Origin of the sequence: Planococcus faecalis (genome assembly GCF_002009235.1) — a bacterium.
In the GTDB taxonomy this organism is placed as follows: Bacteria; Bacillota; Bacilli; order Bacillales_A; family Planococcaceae; genus Planococcus; species Planococcus kocurii.
In genome coordinates this window covers 3,071,527-3,086,188 of sequence record NZ_CP019401.1, presented here as the reverse complement: position 1 = coordinate 3,086,188, position 14,662 = coordinate 3,071,527, and the positions used below count along the sequence as shown (strand labels likewise).

The following is a 14,662-nucleotide window of genomic DNA, read 5'->3' as shown; positions in this document are numbered from 1 at the left end:
AACGAAAATGATTATTGGAGAAAACATTCATAAATCCTTTGGTGACCTCGAGGTGTTAAAAGGGGTAGACCTTCACGTAAAGCCCCAAGAAGTTGTAGTGCTTGTTGGAGTCAGTGGCTCTGGGAAAAGCACACTTCTTAGATGCTTTAACTTCCTTGAGATGATTAATGATGGAAAAATTACCATTGACGGTCATGAGGTAAATGCAAAAAAAGACAATTTAACAAAGATTCGTGCCGAAGTCGGTATGGTGTTCCAACACTTTAATTTATTTCCTCATAAGACGGTACTGGAGAATGTAATCGAAGCACCGATTACCGTTAAGAAGATGAAGAAAGAAAAAGCTCGAGCTCTTGGTATGGAGTTGCTGAAAAAAGTTGGCCTAGAAGATAAAGCCAAAGTTTACCCGAGTAAGCTTTCCGGAGGACAAAAACAGCGTGTTGCTATTGCACGTTCACTTGCCATGGAACCAAAAGTCATGCTTTTTGACGAACCAACTTCAGCGCTAGACCCAGAGTTAGTTGGAGAAGTGCTTCAAGTTATGAAACAACTAGCTGAAGAAGGAATGACGATGGTTGTTGTGACTCATGAGATGAAATTCGCTAAAGAAGTAGCGGATCGTATTATTATGATTGATAAAGGAACAATTATTGAATCGGCAGATCCCAAAAACTTCTTTGAAAATCCACAAAACGAACGGACAAAACAATTTATTCAGCTAGTTGAATAGTAAGGCTAGCAAATAGGTTGAAAATACTATGCGAAATAAGAAGGAATCGGTTCAAATGAACTGATTCCTTCTTTGTTTTCACAATTGATGTTTGCTATCTTCCAAAAAGGCTAAGGTATAGTAATGAAATCGTTTAAGGAGGCAGAAGGGATGAAAATCGAAGAAATCATGACAGTTGATGTCGAAACATGTAAACCCGAATCAACGCTTCAAGAAGTTGCCTCGAAGATGCGGGAAATCAATGTAGGGTCTATTCCTATTTGTGAAGAAGGCCGCCTAGTCGGCATCGTTACAGATAGGGATATTGTCATTCGAGGAATGGCTGAACAACTTCCGAATGATGCGCCCATATCGGAAATCTTATCGGCAGAAGTTATTACTGGAACGGCAAAGTTAACAATCGAAGAAGCAGCAGAGTTGATGGCCGCACATAAGATTCATCGGCTACCGATTGTTGCAGATGAACATGTAATTGGCATAGTCTCTTTATGCGACTTAGCTGCAAAAGACGTTTTAAAAACCCAGCAAGCAGAAAATGCGATCGTTAACATTTCCAAAATAGACTAAAAGCTAGAAAATCGATTTTTCATGGAGTCGATTTTTTTCTTTAAATAATAGATTAGTTGATGAAAGGCAACATTTATCAATTGTCAAACACATGGAACGAATGCTTTGTTTCTTGATTGCTTGTAAACCTAGAAAATAATTTGAAAAAAAACCGTCCAGGGAGTATAGTTATAACAAAATCTATTCTGATAGAGGAGATGCATATGGCTAGAGCAACCAGAAAAATTGAAATTCTTCATGCAGCGTCCAAAATAGTCAGTGAACGGGGCATTTTTAATTTGACGTTAGAAGCAGCGGCTATTGAAGCTGGAGTTAGTAAAGGTGGATTGCTTTATCATTTTCCTTCAAAAGAAGCTTTAGTCAAAGGAATGGTAGACCACTTAGCTGAAAATTACCGGCATAAAATTGCAACTTCAGTAGAAGAATCATCCAAAGAAAAAGGGAAATGGATTCGCGCATACGCTGATGTAACTTTTAATAATCCATACCCAAATAAAGAAATGCATGCGGGTTTATTAGCCGCTAAAGCTGTGAATTCTGATTTGTTGGATCCAATTCGTGACCTCTATAATGAGTGGCAAGATGAAATTGAAGGCGATGGTATCGATCCTATTAAAGCTACTATTATTCGTTTAGCGACAGATGGAATTTGGTTGTCTGAACTTTTTGATATACATTATTTAGGTGAAGAAAAAAAGCAGGAAATTTATATGAAGTTAAAAAATTGGATAGATGAATAATAAAAATCACACCATTTAACAAAATGGTGTGATTTTTTTAAATTTTTTTAATAATGGGTTAAAGCCAAGCCGCGTCTAGGGTGAAGGAGTTTTCTATAGACTAGTTGAGACGTTTACGAGGGAAATCGCCTTGAAACAATACCGTCTGGATGGTACAGTTTAAAATATTAAAAACACTTAATTGGTTATATGGAATAAAAAGTAATTTAACTTAGAGTACATACCTAAAGATCAAATAGGGAGAGATTATATGACACAAAAAGTTTTATTAACAGTAGCCGTGACGGGAGCTGGGGATACAGCAGGGAAAAATCAATATGTTCCTGTGACACCCAAAGAAATAGCAGACTCTGCAATTGAGTCTGCAAAAGCAGGCGCAACTGTTGCACATGTTCATGCACGTAATCCTAAAACAGGTGGTATTAGCCATAGTCTAGATCAATACCGAGAAATTATTGAACGTATTCGTGAATCTGAAACAGACGTAATAATCAATATTACATCTGGTGGTGGAGGAGACTTTATCCCTAATCTGTCAAACCCTTCAATGGGCGCAGAAGGTACAGATATGCAAACGCCTGAAGAACGACACGAGCCAATAGGCAGTTTGCTTCCAGAAATGTGTACGTTAGATTGTGGAAGTGTCAACTTTGGCGATATGGTTTATATGAGCCCAACTCGTTGGCTACGTGAACAGGCAAGGCTTATACAACAAAGCGGCGTGAAGCCAGAGCTTGAGTGTTTCGATACGGGACATCTTCGGTTCGCCAAGCAATTAATAGCAGAAGGTCTAGTTGATGGGGATCCGATGTTCCAATTCTGTCTGGGCATTCCGTGGGGAGCAGAAGCTGACGAAGAAACGATGTTGTACATGAAAAATCGTCTTCCAGACAATGCTCATTGGTCAGCTTTTGGTATCGGACGGATGCAAATGCCGATTTTGGAAATGGCCGCACAAAACGGTGGAAATGTTCGTGTGGGACTTGAAGATAATCTTTATTTAGGAAAGGGAATTTTTGCACGCAACGAACAACTTGTTGACCAAGCGGTAACAAAGCTGCACGCTGCACATGTAGAAGTGATGACGCCGCAAGAAGCGCGTATCCACTTTAACTTGAGAAATCCTTATGGAGGTGAGAAATAATGGGGAGTAATCTGCAACAGATAAACCAAGTGGCGGTAATTGGGACAGGTGTAATCGGTAATGGTTGGATAGCTCGCTTTTTAGCTCAAGGCTATGACGTCATCGCATTTGACCCTTCTGAAGGTGCAGAGCAGCGGACCCAAAAAGCCGTAGCACAGGCATGGCCATCTTTAGAGAAGATAGGCTTAGCAGAAGGTGCGAATCGAAACCGTCTCGCATTTATGCCGACTATTGAAAAAGCCGTTTGTGATGCTGATTTAATCCAAGAAAATGTGCCAGAACGAGAAGACTTGAAAAAAGCCGTATTGGCAAGTATTGATGCACATGCTAAGAAAAGCGCTATTATTGGGTCGAGCACTTCAGGTATTATGCCGAGTGTTTTGCAGGAAGGTTTAGCACATCCTGAACGCCTGATCGTAGCACATCCTTTTAATCCAGTTTACATATTGCCTTTGGTTGAACTAGTAGCAGGTAGGAAAACGGATCAACTCGTTATGGATCGTGCTAAAAGCTTTTATGAAAGTATAGGGATGAAGCCGTTGATTATTCAAAAGGAAATCGAAGGTCATTTGGCAGATCGGTTGATGGAAGCATTGTGGCGAGAAGCATTGCATCTGGTAAATGACGGAGTTGCAACTACTGAAGAAGTAGATGCTGCTATCATTTATGGAGCAGGCTTGCGTTGGGCTCAAATGGGACCATTCTTAACATTCCATCTTGCTGGCGGCGAAAAAGGAATGCGTCACATGCTTGAACAATTTGGTCCTGCACTAAAACTACCTTGGACCAAACTAGAGGCCCCTGAACTAACGGATGAATTAAAAGAAAAAATTATTTCAGGATGCGAAAGCCATGCAGGTGACGTAACGATTGGTGAGTTAGAAAATAAACGCAACGAATTTTTAGTTGAGCTACTAAGTTTGGTTGAATCTTATTGGCCAGAAACTACAGCAACTAAAAAACTAGTAGTTGAAAAATAGATTATTGGGAAGGGGGAAGAGGTGTGGCACGTTCGACCTTTCTATATGAAGAAAAAGTTCAAAGTGAATGGGTTGATTACAATGGTCATATGAATGATGCGGCCTATGCAAAAGTATTTAGCCAAGCAGCGGATAGCTTTATCGGATTCCTGGGCTTGACTGCAAATGTTCGAACCCAACTAAATTACACGATCTTCACGCTAGAAACACATTTATGCTACTTGAAGGAAGTCCATGAACACGATAGCTTAGCAATTAGGGTGAAGCTGCTGGATTGTGATGCGAAAAGATTGCATGTCTTTTTGACAATGAATAACTCAGTTGGTGACTTGGTCGCGACAAGTGAACAAATGTGGATGGGAATGGATTCAGTACTAGGAAAACCTACACCGTTTCCAGAAACGATAGCAATAGCAATAGAAGTGCTAAGAACCCAACAAAAAGAACAACCGGTACCAGAACAAGCAGGCAGAAAGATTGGCTTTCGATGATCATCTGAAACAAAAAATTAAGGGGTATGTTGATGAAAAAGATAGAAGTAAATAACCTAACAAAAATTTTTGGCTCTCATCCGCAACAAGGATTGAAAAGACTTATGAACGGTGAACAAAAAGATGATATTTTAGCAGAAACTGGAATGACTGTGGGGGTTAATCAAGCTTCTTTCTCGGTAGAAGCAGGTGAGTTTTTTGTTATTATGGGATTGTCAGGAAGTGGGAAATCTACATTAATCCGTTTAGTAAACAGATTAATCGAGCCGACTTCAGGTGAAGTGCTAATTGATGGCGAAAATATTGTGGAAATGGGAAAAAACAAACTAATTGAAACGAGACGGAAAAAGCTAGGCATGGTATTTCAGCAATTCGGATTGTTTCCACATCGAACTGTTTTGCAAAATGTAGCTTATGGTCTTGAAATTCAAGGAGTCAAAAAAGAAGAACGCAACAAGCGCGCTCAACAATCAATTGAAGATGTTGGTTTGCATGGGTATGAAAACAGTTATCCAAAAGAGCTGAGTGGTGGAATGCAGCAGCGCGTCGGTCTTGCGCGTGCACTCGCTAATGATTCGGATATTCTTTTAATGGATGAGGCATTCAGTGCGCTAGATCCATTAATCCGTAAAGAAATGCAGGACGAACTGTTAAATCTGCAGAACAAATTAGGGAAAACCATTTTGTTTATTACACACGATTTGGATGAAGCGTTAAAACTTGGAGACCGAATCGCTATTATGAAAAATGGTGAAATTGTTCAGGTAGGAACAGCGGATGAAATTTTAGAAAATCCTGCGAATGAATATGTGTCAAATTTCGTTAAAGATGTAGATCGCTCCAAAGTTCTTATGGCTTCTCATGTTATGAAAAAGCCAGCTGTTCACATGATGGATAAAAGCGGTGCGTTAGCTGCTGTCCGCAAAATGGAAGATGCCGGAGTTTCAAGTATTTTTGTAGTTGATAAGGAGAAAAATTTCAAAGGTTTGTTAACAATCGACAATGCCATCAATGCTTATAAAAAAGAATTGGCAATTGAAACGGTATTAATTAAAGATATTCACGAAATTTCTCCAGATACCCCTTTAAATGACCTCTTTGGTGTGGCTGTCGAAGCGAAATATCCACTGGCAGTAATAGAGAACGGAAAGTTACTTGGCATCGTATCACGTGTTTCTATTCTTTCCGGCTTAGTGTTAGGGAAAGGTGAGGTGACTAGCTCATGAATTATTTCACATTGCCTCTTGAAGAATGGACAAATCGATTTGTAGATGATTGGCTATTACCGGTCACAGGTGATTTTTTCGATAGTATCAGCAATAGCCTTCGTACTTTTGTCGATGGTGTAACGGATTTTTTGATTGCAGCTCCTCCAGAAGTGCTTGTGCTAATTCTTGTATTAATTGCTTGGAAATTCTCTGGTAAAGGACTGGCGTTGTTCGCTTTGCTTGGGAGTTTATATCTGGGATCTGTTGATTTGTGGGAAGCAGCAATGCAGACGGTCTCCATCGTTATCGTTTCTACGTTGATATCCATCATTATCGGTATTCCACTTGGAATATTAGCAGCTACCAACAAAACGATGGCTAGCATTGTTCGCCCGATTTTGGATTTTATGCAGACTTTGCCAAGTTTTGTTTATTTAATACCGGCTATTCTTTTATTCGGGCTTGGAAATGTTCCGGCCGTAATTGCTACTTTCGTATTTGCTACACCACCAGCAGTACGGATGACAACGCTCGGTATTCAGCAGGTTCCTGCGGATGTTGTAGAAGCGTCAAGAGCTTTTGGTTCGACTAAATGGCAACTGCTTTATAAAGTACAGTTACCTTTAGCAATGCCTTCAATTATGGCAGGAATCAATCAGACGATGATGCTGGCCTTATCAATGGCAGTTATTGCTTCAATGATTGGAGCACCTGGACTTGGTTCAGTAGTTCTTGAAGGAATCTCTACGGTAAATGTGGGACTTGGCCTGACAGGCGGTTTAGGTATCGTTGTGTTAGCTATTGTAATGGATCGCATTACTCAAGGATTGGTTCAAAAAAATAAAAAATAAAAGGGGAAATGAATGATGAAAAAAATTTTATTTGTAACAATGATTGCATTAATGGTTGCAGTATTAGCCGCTTGTGGTTCTGATAAAGAAGAAACAGGAAAAGCAGAAGGTGCCGAACAAAAAACAATTACTTTCGGTGTAACTCCGTGGACCAGTACTGTACCACCAACAAAAATTGCTGGTTTGATCTTAAAAGATATGGGCTATGAAGTTGTTGAAACAAGTGCAGATGCAGGTAGCGTTTATACGGGCTTGTCTCGCGGAGATCTTGATGTATTTATGGATGCATGGGTACCGATCCACCAAACATATCTTGATAAATACGAAGACACCATTTCAAGTACTTCTGTCAGCTATCCGGATGGAGAAACAGGCTGGACGGTTCCTACTTACATGGAAGATATCAATACTGTTGAAGACTTAAAAGGTCGCGAAGCTGAATTTGGCAATAATTTTTATGGCATTGAAGCAGGAGCAGGAGCAACGATTGAAAGTAACGAAATTCTTGAAGCCTATGAATTTGATATGACACAAGTAAATTCTTCAGAGGGCGGTATGCTAGCTCAGGCTCAAAAAATGATGGCTGATGAAGAACCGGTTGTCTTTTATGGCTGGAGACCACATACTATGTTCAACAAATTTGACTTAAAAGTGTTGACGAATGAAAAAGGATTTTTTGAAACCTCTTCTGTTGAAGTCATCACGAACAATGAATTAAAAGGGAATGCACCAGAAGCTTATGAATTCTTAAGTAACTGGAGTATTTCAATTGATGATGTGGAAGAAATGATTGTGAAGATTGAAGAAGGTGACGATCCTGAAACAGTTGCACAAGAATGGATTGACAACAATCAGGACAAGGTAGATGAAATGTTAGGTAAGTAAATTGAAAAAGTGTATTTCCTATTGCTTAACCAATAGGAAATACACTTTTTGGTTATAACGGGTATATAGGTAGAAAAGGGAGCGAGGTGATAGAGATGGAATTGATTGGAACACCCAATCTACTAACTCAAAAAGATAAACACATTCAAAAAGTAGTAAGCTTCGAAAAGACTAAAGTAGTAAATATCCAATTGCAAGTTGGAGAAAGTATTTCAGAACACGATTCGGCTGCGGATGTTCTCGTTATTGTGCGAAGTGGAAAAGTCTCGTTTAATGTAGAAAATGAAACGATCGTCGTGACCCCTGAAAATATTCTGCATATGAGTCCAAAAGAAAAACACAGTTTACTAGCTATTGAACCAAGCGATTTGCTGGTTCTGCAAATTAACCAATGAAAAAAGCTCACGTATCGTTAGCGTGAGCTTTTTTACTTTTTTAGATTTAGGCTTCTTATGATTCTATTATGCCTGTCGAATCTATATAGCAGCCTTTGCTTTTCTAGTTGTCTAGCTCCGGCTGCCAGATTCTCGGGTCATAAGCCACTCCGGCTGTGTGGCAAAGAACGCCACTTCGCCAGAGGGTCTTATGCCTGTCGAATCTACACGGCAGCCTTTGCTTTTCTTGTTGTCTAGCTCCGGCTGCCAGATTCTCGGGTCATAAGCCACTCCGGCTGTGTGGCAAAGAACGCCACTTCGCCAGAGCGTCTTATGCCTGTCGAATCTACATAGCAGCCTTTGCTTTTCTAGTTGTCTAGCTCCGGCTGCCAGATTCTCGGGTCATAAGCCACTCCGGCTGTGTGGCAAAGAACGCCACTTCGCCAGAGCGGCTTATGCCTGTCGAATCTACATAGCAGCCTTTGCTTTTCTTGTTACCACTCAAATTTTTCTGGGTACTCGGCCTTTATGTCGATTTCATGTATTGGCTTTTTGTAAGGTGTTGCGGCGGCAATGACTTGATTGCGGAATGCCGTGTAATCTTGATCTTGTACGGCGATTTTCATTGCGATAGTGGACAGACTTTTTTCACGTTGTTCTTTCGTCATGCCAATGTATTTCAAGTTCAGTAAGTCAACATATTGAATTGCGTAATCATTTACTGAAGCAGGTTGATTAAAGGCTTTTAGGATAACGTCAAATTCTTCAGTTGGCACGTGTCCCTGGAGACAGTCAAGGACCAAGGATTGAAAGCGGAAAATGGTCGGTAAGTGAACATCCCACAGTGGAAATTTTTTATCTTCTTGATAGAAGTTGACGAAATCCTTCAAAGCGATAGCGGCGTAGATTAATTCGGGCCATAGTATTTCTGTGGAAAAATAAATATTCTTGTCGGGAGCGATCAAGCCATGCTGTTTCATCGTATGTTCATGCAGTCCGTTAAAAACAAAATCTATATTGCGATCACCTTGAGCAGCTTGGCGAATTTGATAAGCTACATTAAGGATTCGCATCCGCGATCCTTCGTAACCATAGTACTGGTCTTCCTGACCAATCATTTTATAAATGGCCACGTTGAGTTCGTCTAAATCGAAGTAATCGCCGCTGACTTTAACGCCTGTATGGTTCGGTGTACTTTTCATATTCAGCATGTTAATAGCCTCCTCAACGTTTTGGTGTGTAACCGAGTTGATTGAATAGCTCGTTTCGTTCTGCGTCAGTCAAATCGCGCCATTCTCCAACAGGCAGATCTTCTAAAAAGATATTGATAATGCGGACTCGTTGTAAACTCCGAACCTCGTAGCCAAGCGCTGTACACATGCGGCGGATTTGGCGATTTAAACCTTGACGTAAGGTTAGTTTAAAGGTGTAACTAGACAACTTTTCAGCTTTTGCTGGAAGTGTTTTTGTATCGAGAATTTCGACACCTTCTTCCATTTTTGCTAAAAAGGATTCGGTGATCGGCATATCTACTTTGACGATGTATTGTTTCTCATGTTCATTCTCAACACGTAAAATTTCGTTGACGATATCTCCGTCATTAGTCAATAGGATAAGTCCTTCTGAATCTTTATCCAAGCGTCCTATGTGAAAAATACGTTCTGGATGATTAACGAAGTCAACAATATTTCCGTCAATATGCCGTTCTGTTGTACTGGTAATGCCAATGGGCTTGTTTAATGCCAAATAGACGTATTGTTGCTTGGGCTGTTCGATGATTTTGCCATCAACTCGGACTTCGTCGTTGGATTCGACTTGGCTACCCAGTTCGGCTAATTTGCCATTAATCGTCACACGTTCTGCTTCAATGAACTTATCGGCTCCGCGTCTTGAAGTAATGCCTGTTTCGCTTAAAAACTTATTGATTCGCATAATAAATTCCTCTCAGTTCCATATTTCCTAGTCTCGCTCTTATTATACATCAACTACGTGGGCGAATAAAAAAATTTGATGTTCCACAGTTGCAATTTTTAGATTAGTTTGACAATATAGAAGAGAAGCTGTTATTGATATGCCTCGGACTATCCGAAAGAATGTAAGCGCGTACATAACGGTAAAACGAGTAAAGGGGAGAAATGGGAATGGTCTACGCAATGCCGAATACAGAAGGCTCAAAAGTTACGTTTAAAGATAAGTACGACAACTTTATAAATGGAGAGTGGAAAGCACCAGTTAAGGGGCAATATTTTGATAATGTCTCACCAGTAACAGGTAAGAAATTTACAGAAATTGCTCGCTCCACTTCGGAAGACGTAGAACTGGCTCTTGACGCAGCACATGCGGCAAAAGAAGCTTGGGGAAAAACTTCAGTTACTGAACGTGCTAATGCTTTGCTTAAAATTGCAGATCGTATGGAGCAAAACCTAGAAATGCTCGCTGTAGCTGAAACGTGGGATAACGGCAAAGCAGTACGTGAAACTTTGAACGCCGATCTGCCACTGGCAATCGATCATTTCCGTTATTTTGCTGGAGCGATTCGGGCACAAGAAGGTTCGCTAAGCCAAATTGACAACGATACTGTAGCTTATCACTTCCACGAGCCACTTGGTGTTGTTGCTCAGATCATCCCATGGAACTTTCCGATATTAATGGCTGTTTGGAAACTAGCACCTGCTCTTGCTGCTGGTAACTGTGTCGTATTAAAACCAGCTGAACAAACGCCAGCAAGTATTCTGGTGTTAGCTGAACTGATTGGGGATATTTTACCTCCTGGAGTCTTGAATATCGTTAACGGCTTTGGTCTTGAGACAGGTAAGCCGCTTGCTTCAAGTCCGCGCATCAGCAAAGTAGCATTTACCGGTGAAACGACTACAGGTCGTATGATCATGCAATATGCATCTCAAAACCTGATTCCAGTTACACTGGAACTGGGCGGGAAATCACCGAATATCTTTTTTAAAGACGTAATGGACAAAGACGATGCGTTTCTTGATAAAGCAATCGAAGGATTTGTCATGTTCGCATTGAATCAAGGCGAAGTGTGTACATGCCCATCTCGTGTGTTAATTCAAGAAGACATTTATGATGAGTTTATGGAACGTGCACTAAAGCGTGTAGCAGCTATCAAAACAGGAAATCCGCTTGATCCAGAAACAATGATGGGAGCACAGGCTTCCACAGAACAAATGGAGAAAATCTTGTCCTACTTAGATATCGGCAAGCAAGAAGGAGCTGAAGTTCTTGCAGGAGGCGATCGCAATAAATTAGATGGTGATTACTCTGAAGGCTTCTATATTCAACCAACAGTCTTTAAAGGCCATAACAAAATGCGTGTTTTCCAAGAAGAGATTTTTGGACCAGTTGTTTCCGTAACGACTTTTAAAACGAAAGAAGAAGCGCTTGAAATTGCCAACGACACACTATACGGATTAGGCTCGGGAATTTGGACGCGTGATACCAACACAGCTTATCGCTTTGGTCGTGGCATTCAAGCGGGACGCGTATGGACAAACTGCTACCACCAATATCCAGCTCACGCAGCTTTCGGTGGATACAAAATGTCAGGCTTTGGCCGTGAAAACCATTTGATGATGCTCAACCACTATCAACAAACAAAAAATATGTTAGTTAGCTATAGTGAAGATAAACAAGGATTCTTTTGATTCTAGAGGAAGTCTACAAGTGTTTCAGTGAACCAAGAAAGTAGGGATAGCAATGGTCGAACGCGTTATTGCGACAGATGCTGCTATTGAATTGATTGAATTGCTGAAGGAAAAGCATGGACCGGTTATGTTCCATCAATCAGGTGGCTGCTGTGACGGCAGTTCACCGATGTGTTATCCAGAAGGTGACTTGTTTATCGGAGATCAGGATATTTTGATGGGAGTTATCGGAGACAGTAAATTCTATATGCACAAAAACCAATTTGACTATTGGAGCCATACGCAGCTAATCATTGATGTCGTTCCAGGACGCGGCGGAATGTTCTCGCTGGAAGGAGTCGAGGGTAAACGATTTTTAACGAGATCGAGAGCTTTCACTTCAGATGAAACCAAAGAATTACAGCAACAAGCTTGAGTAAAACCGGATGCAAATGCATCCGGTTTTTTACTGTTTATAAATTTTTTGATATTCGAGAAGCCGCTCCATATAACTTGAATGAAAGAAACCGACTTTTCTACACCGCTTTGCCCAGCTTGCGCTATGTAACTTGTTGAATAAGAAGGCATTGTCTATGTTTCCATTGTTAACTAGAAGATATGGAGAAAAGTAGTAGAGACTCCCCGCGAGCCCTTGGCAACTGGCACCGCGTTGTCCTGAAGCACCAGTTGCATGACCCACATCCTGTAGGCCCGAAAGCATAGCTAGTTTGTAGAATGTCTACAAGTGGAAATCATTAGTTTAAGCCATATGGAACAAGGGGTGAAGATAGAAAGTAGGCTAGTAAAATGGTATAATTTTAGCATGAAAGGTGGTTATCCAGTTGACGAAATTAGTGAACCGAGTTTCTCGCGAACAAGCCAATCATGCGATTTCCTACGCTTCGCATTCTTTAGTTACAGAAGGATTTGAAGTGACAAGTGAGGATGAAAATTTCGTTCGGTCGGTATTGACTGGTGAACGGACGGAAGCACAATTCCATCAAGCCATCAAAAGGAAGTTTGATGTCTAACTATCAGCACACTTCCATGTATTGTTACTCTGGGACTGATGTATTGATTAATTTATTTCATGTAGAAGATGAAGAAAAACTGAAAGAATTGGAGAAAGTTTATTCGTTGCTTCGTCTTTCGGAACTTCAACTGCAGAAACCGATAAATCTTTTGGATATTAACGCATTTTTAGCTATCCACCAATATATCCTTCAGGACGTTTATCCGTTTGCTGGAGAATTGAGACAAGAAATGATTTCCAAAGGTTCTTCTTCTTTTGCTCATCCTAAACACATAGAAGCACAGTTGCTAAAAATTTTTACTGACTTAAAATCGGAAAATTATTTGAAGAAATTACCGCGAAGTCAGCTGATCTCAAGACTTGCTTATTTTCTTTCAGAATTGAATGCTTTACATCCTTTTCGTGAAGGTAATGGACGCAGTGTTCGCGAATTTGCGCGCCAGTTGGTACTCAATGCGGGTTATCGATTGGATTGGGGAAAAGTACTAGAGCCCGCTGAGATTATTAATGCTTTTGTCGACTCCTTTAATAAAGATAATAACCGTCTAGAAAGACTGTTGGACGACATCATTACGCCATGAAAAATGCCAGTTACTCAGAGAGTACTGGCATTTTCTGCATGTTACGTTATAGGATGTTCCCGAAGCCAGTCGATTCCAAATTCGACAAGGGGTTTCATATCTACAAGACGGGTTTCGGCTTGCCCGAGCAAACCTTCAGAAATACTACCTGGAAAAGCTTTTGCGATTTCTGGGAAGCGGTCTGAATCCATATCTACACAGTCGTAAGTTTGCCAAGCACGTTTTCCATCCTTCAAAACAGCTGCGCCTTGCGGTATAGTAGGCCGGTTTTCTTGAACAAATTCAGCATAGTGAAGCGCCGTACACGAATCAAAGCCGACACCAATAAATAAGATTTTCACATCTACTTGCAACATTTTTGCGAGCGGCGATTTTTCCCCGAAAGAGTCCTCGAGGGGTTGTTCACTCATCCATTCAGCAGCTTGTTTTCCATAGGCTGCAAAGGAATGTGAAGGGTGAGGGCTACGTATAGTTGCAGGATGGCTATGGAAGCATTCTGCAATTTTCCCCATGCCGCGTAATTCGCTTAAGTGGGGATCAAAAGCAGGAAGCTGTTCGCGTATTGGCTGATGCCAATTTTCAGGGACTGGTGGCTGCATCCAGTAACTAGGGTCTGAGTTGTCCGTAGACTGCGCAGGCATGACAATTGTGCCTGCTTCTGTAATCGTTTCAAGCAACGCTTCAACGACCGCCTGAGCACCTCCAGCGATCCATCCCATGGACTTCAGTGAAGAATGAACCATTAACGCATCTCCAGTAACAATGCCTAGTTGCCGAAGTTGATGCTTTATAGTTGTTTTTGATTGGAATTCAGGGGTATTTAAAATATTCAATAACTCTGACATAAAGCATCCTCCTCATTTCAATATAGTATATAGGAAAGCCCACTGTTTTTGGGGAACTTCTGATGTTAGGGCAATAGAGAAAGGAATGATGAAAATGGAAGCAAAACCAATGAAAGAATCAAGAACAATCCAAACAAAGTTGGTTCTCCCACCCGATACCAATCATATGGACTCCATATTTGGTGGCAAAGTATTAGCTTATATCGATGAAATTGCAGGGATCACGGCAATGAAACATGCACGCCGTCAAGTAGTTGTAACTGCATCGATTGATTCTGTGGACTTTTTGTCTTCAGCACGTGTTGGAGACGTACTCGAACTCGAAGCAAATGTCACGTCAACCGGCCGAACTTCGATGGAGGTATATGTTCGAGTAAAATCGAAAAATCTGCAAACGGGTGAAGAAAAGTTAACAACGGAATCCTTCTTGACCATGGTTGCAATGGGGGACGACGGAAAACCAACTCCTGTCCCACCTGTGTTACCGGAATCTGCAGGAGAAAAACTCTTTTTTGACACAGCACCTGCAAGACGCGAACACCGAAAAATGAGAGTGAAAACACCAAGAACATAAGAAAAAGGTGTGTGGAGT

At 40.9% G+C, this 14,662-nt stretch carries 18 protein-coding genes; 15 read left to right on the top strand and 3 right to left on the bottom strand.

Annotated elements, in window-relative coordinates; genetic code table 11:
* Positions 1 to 7: 7 nt before the first annotated feature.
* The 10 genes from AJGP001_RS15355 to AJGP001_RS15310 all read left to right on the top strand — a co-directional run bounded on the left by AJGP001_RS15355 (position 8) and on the right by AJGP001_RS15310 (position 7,991).
* Positions 8 to 730, top strand: coding sequence for an amino acid ABC transporter ATP-binding protein (locus tag AJGP001_RS15355; RefSeq protein ID WP_078080743.1), 723 nt, complete (start codon positions 8 to 10; stop codon positions 728 to 730).
* A gap of 150 nt (positions 731 to 880) precedes the next feature.
* On the top strand, positions 881 to 1,297 hold the full coding sequence (locus AJGP001_RS15350) for a CBS domain-containing protein (protein ID WP_071153354.1): 417 nt from the start codon (positions 881 to 883) through the stop codon (positions 1,295 to 1,297).
* Between the two features lie 203 nt (positions 1,298 to 1,500).
* Positions 1,501 to 2,037 (top strand): TetR/AcrR family transcriptional regulator, encoded by a 537-nt coding sequence (locus tag AJGP001_RS15345; protein WP_058384211.1) that lies wholly within the window; start codon positions 1,501 to 1,503, stop codon positions 2,035 to 2,037.
* Positions 2,038 to 2,287: 250 nt separating this feature from the next.
* Positions 2,288 to 3,181 (top strand): beta-keto acid cleavage family enzyme, encoded by an 894-nt coding sequence (locus tag AJGP001_RS15340; RefSeq protein ID WP_071153353.1) that lies wholly within the window; start codon positions 2,288 to 2,290, stop codon positions 3,179 to 3,181.
* Positions 3,181 to 4,161, top strand: coding sequence for a 3-hydroxyacyl-CoA dehydrogenase NAD-binding domain-containing protein (locus AJGP001_RS15335; RefSeq protein WP_078080742.1), 981 nt, complete (start codon positions 3,181 to 3,183; stop codon positions 4,159 to 4,161). The genes AJGP001_RS15340 and AJGP001_RS15335 overlap by 1 nt, the downstream gene beginning before the upstream one ends.
* Before the next feature lie 23 nt (positions 4,162 to 4,184).
* Complete coding sequence (locus AJGP001_RS15330; protein ID WP_071153352.1) at positions 4,185 to 4,652, top strand: thioesterase family protein; 468 nt, start codon at positions 4,185 to 4,187, stop codon at positions 4,650 to 4,652.
* 32 nt (positions 4,653 to 4,684) lie between these two features.
* A complete protein-coding gene (locus AJGP001_RS15325; protein WP_058384215.1) occupies positions 4,685 to 5,878 on the top strand; it encodes a quaternary amine ABC transporter ATP-binding protein in 1,194 nt (397 codons plus the stop codon).
* Positions 5,875 to 6,711 (top strand): ABC transporter permease, encoded by an 837-nt coding sequence (locus AJGP001_RS15320; protein WP_058384216.1) that lies wholly within the window; start codon positions 5,875 to 5,877, stop codon positions 6,709 to 6,711. Before AJGP001_RS15325 ends, AJGP001_RS15320 begins: the two co-directional genes overlap by 4 nt.
* Before the next feature lie 15 nt (positions 6,712 to 6,726).
* Entirely contained in the window at positions 6,727 to 7,596 is an 870-nt protein-coding gene (locus AJGP001_RS15315; RefSeq protein WP_058384217.1) for a glycine betaine ABC transporter substrate-binding protein, read from the top strand.
* A 95-nt stretch (positions 7,597 to 7,691) separates the two neighbouring features.
* A complete protein-coding gene (locus tag AJGP001_RS15310; RefSeq protein WP_071153351.1) occupies positions 7,692 to 7,991 on the top strand; it encodes a cupin domain-containing protein in 300 nt (99 codons plus the stop codon).
* Between the two features lie 473 nt (positions 7,992 to 8,464).
* On the opposite strand, the gene AJGP001_RS15305 is transcribed toward AJGP001_RS15310, so the two are convergent.
* Positions 8,465 to 9,181, bottom strand: a complete 717-nt coding sequence (locus AJGP001_RS15305) for a DUF6904 family protein (RefSeq protein WP_071153350.1) — start codon at positions 9,179 to 9,181, stop codon at positions 8,465 to 8,467.
* A 13-nt stretch (positions 9,182 to 9,194) separates the two neighbouring features.
* Positions 9,195 to 9,902, bottom strand: a complete 708-nt coding sequence (locus AJGP001_RS15300) for a pseudouridine synthase (protein WP_058384220.1) — start codon at positions 9,900 to 9,902, stop codon at positions 9,195 to 9,197.
* A gap of 209 nt (positions 9,903 to 10,111) precedes the next feature.
* Here AJGP001_RS15300 and adh point away from each other — a divergent pair, with 209 nt between their 5' ends.
* The 4 genes from adh (at position 10,112) to AJGP001_RS15280 (ending at position 13,225) form a co-directional block, all read left to right on the top strand.
* Complete coding sequence (adh, locus tag AJGP001_RS15295) at positions 10,112 to 11,632, top strand: aldehyde dehydrogenase (protein WP_071153349.1); 1,521 nt, start codon at positions 10,112 to 10,114, stop codon at positions 11,630 to 11,632.
* Positions 11,633 to 11,684: 52 nt separating this feature from the next.
* Complete coding sequence (locus tag AJGP001_RS15290) at positions 11,685 to 12,047, top strand: DUF779 domain-containing protein (RefSeq protein WP_058384222.1); 363 nt, start codon at positions 11,685 to 11,687, stop codon at positions 12,045 to 12,047.
* 406 nt (positions 12,048 to 12,453) lie between these two features.
* Complete coding sequence (locus tag AJGP001_RS15285) at positions 12,454 to 12,642, top strand: hypothetical protein (RefSeq protein ID WP_058384223.1); 189 nt, start codon at positions 12,454 to 12,456, stop codon at positions 12,640 to 12,642.
* Entirely contained in the window at positions 12,635 to 13,225 is a 591-nt protein-coding gene (locus AJGP001_RS15280; RefSeq protein ID WP_078080741.1) for a Fic/DOC family protein, read from the top strand. Before AJGP001_RS15285 ends, AJGP001_RS15280 begins: the two co-directional genes overlap by 8 nt.
* 41 nt (positions 13,226 to 13,266) lie before the next feature.
* Here AJGP001_RS15280 and AJGP001_RS15275 read toward each other — a convergent pair whose 3' ends face one another.
* Entirely contained in the window at positions 13,267 to 14,070 is an 804-nt protein-coding gene (locus AJGP001_RS15275) for an AAC(3) family N-acetyltransferase (protein WP_078080740.1), read from the bottom strand.
* A 94-nt stretch (positions 14,071 to 14,164) separates the two neighbouring features.
* Here AJGP001_RS15275 and AJGP001_RS15270 point away from each other — a divergent pair, with 94 nt between their 5' ends.
* Entirely contained in the window at positions 14,165 to 14,644 is a 480-nt protein-coding gene (locus tag AJGP001_RS15270) for an acyl-CoA thioesterase (RefSeq protein WP_078080854.1), read from the top strand.
* The last annotated feature ends 18 nt before the right edge of the window (positions 14,645 to 14,662 follow it).

What these genes read in the sequence shown, in the direction of transcription:
- AJGP001_RS15300 (WP_058384220.1), bottom strand. Translation starts at nt 9,902, where the DNA reads ATGCGAATCAATAAGTTTTTAAGCGAAACAGGCATTACTTCAAGACGC.
- AJGP001_RS15305 (WP_071153350.1), bottom strand. Translation starts at nt 9,181, where the DNA reads ATGCTGAATATGAAAAGTACACCGAACCATACAGGCGTTAAAGTCAGC.
- AJGP001_RS15320 (WP_058384216.1), top strand. Translation starts at nt 5,875, where the DNA reads ATGAATTATTTCACATTGCCTCTTGAAGAATGGACAAATCGATTTGTA.
- AJGP001_RS15310 (WP_071153351.1), top strand. Translation starts at nt 7,692, where the DNA reads ATGGAATTGATTGGAACACCCAATCTACTAACTCAAAAAGATAAACAC.
- AJGP001_RS15270 (WP_078080854.1), top strand. Translation starts at nt 14,165, where the DNA reads ATGGAAGCAAAACCAATGAAAGAATCAAGAACAATCCAAACAAAGTTG.
- AJGP001_RS15275 (WP_078080740.1), bottom strand. Translation starts at nt 14,070, where the DNA reads ATGTCAGAGTTATTGAATATTTTAAATACCCCTGAATTCCAATCAAAA.
- AJGP001_RS15325 (WP_058384215.1), top strand. Translation starts at nt 4,685, where the DNA reads ATGAAAAAGATAGAAGTAAATAACCTAACAAAAATTTTTGGCTCTCAT.
- AJGP001_RS15290 (WP_058384222.1), top strand. Translation starts at nt 11,685, where the DNA reads ATGGTCGAACGCGTTATTGCGACAGATGCTGCTATTGAATTGATTGAA.
- AJGP001_RS15335 (WP_078080742.1), top strand. Translation starts at nt 3,181, where the DNA reads ATGGGGAGTAATCTGCAACAGATAAACCAAGTGGCGGTAATTGGGACA.
- AJGP001_RS15315 (WP_058384217.1), top strand. Translation starts at nt 6,727, where the DNA reads ATGAAAAAAATTTTATTTGTAACAATGATTGCATTAATGGTTGCAGTA.
- AJGP001_RS15350 (WP_071153354.1), top strand. Translation starts at nt 881, where the DNA reads ATGAAAATCGAAGAAATCATGACAGTTGATGTCGAAACATGTAAACCC.
- AJGP001_RS15280 (WP_078080741.1), top strand. Translation starts at nt 12,635, where the DNA reads ATGTCTAACTATCAGCACACTTCCATGTATTGTTACTCTGGGACTGAT.
- adh (WP_071153349.1), top strand. Translation starts at nt 10,112, where the DNA reads ATGGTCTACGCAATGCCGAATACAGAAGGCTCAAAAGTTACGTTTAAA.
- AJGP001_RS15345 (WP_058384211.1), top strand. Translation starts at nt 1,501, where the DNA reads ATGGCTAGAGCAACCAGAAAAATTGAAATTCTTCATGCAGCGTCCAAA.
- AJGP001_RS15340 (WP_071153353.1), top strand. Translation starts at nt 2,288, where the DNA reads ATGACACAAAAAGTTTTATTAACAGTAGCCGTGACGGGAGCTGGGGAT.
- AJGP001_RS15355 (WP_078080743.1), top strand. Translation starts at nt 8, where the DNA reads ATGATTATTGGAGAAAACATTCATAAATCCTTTGGTGACCTCGAGGTG.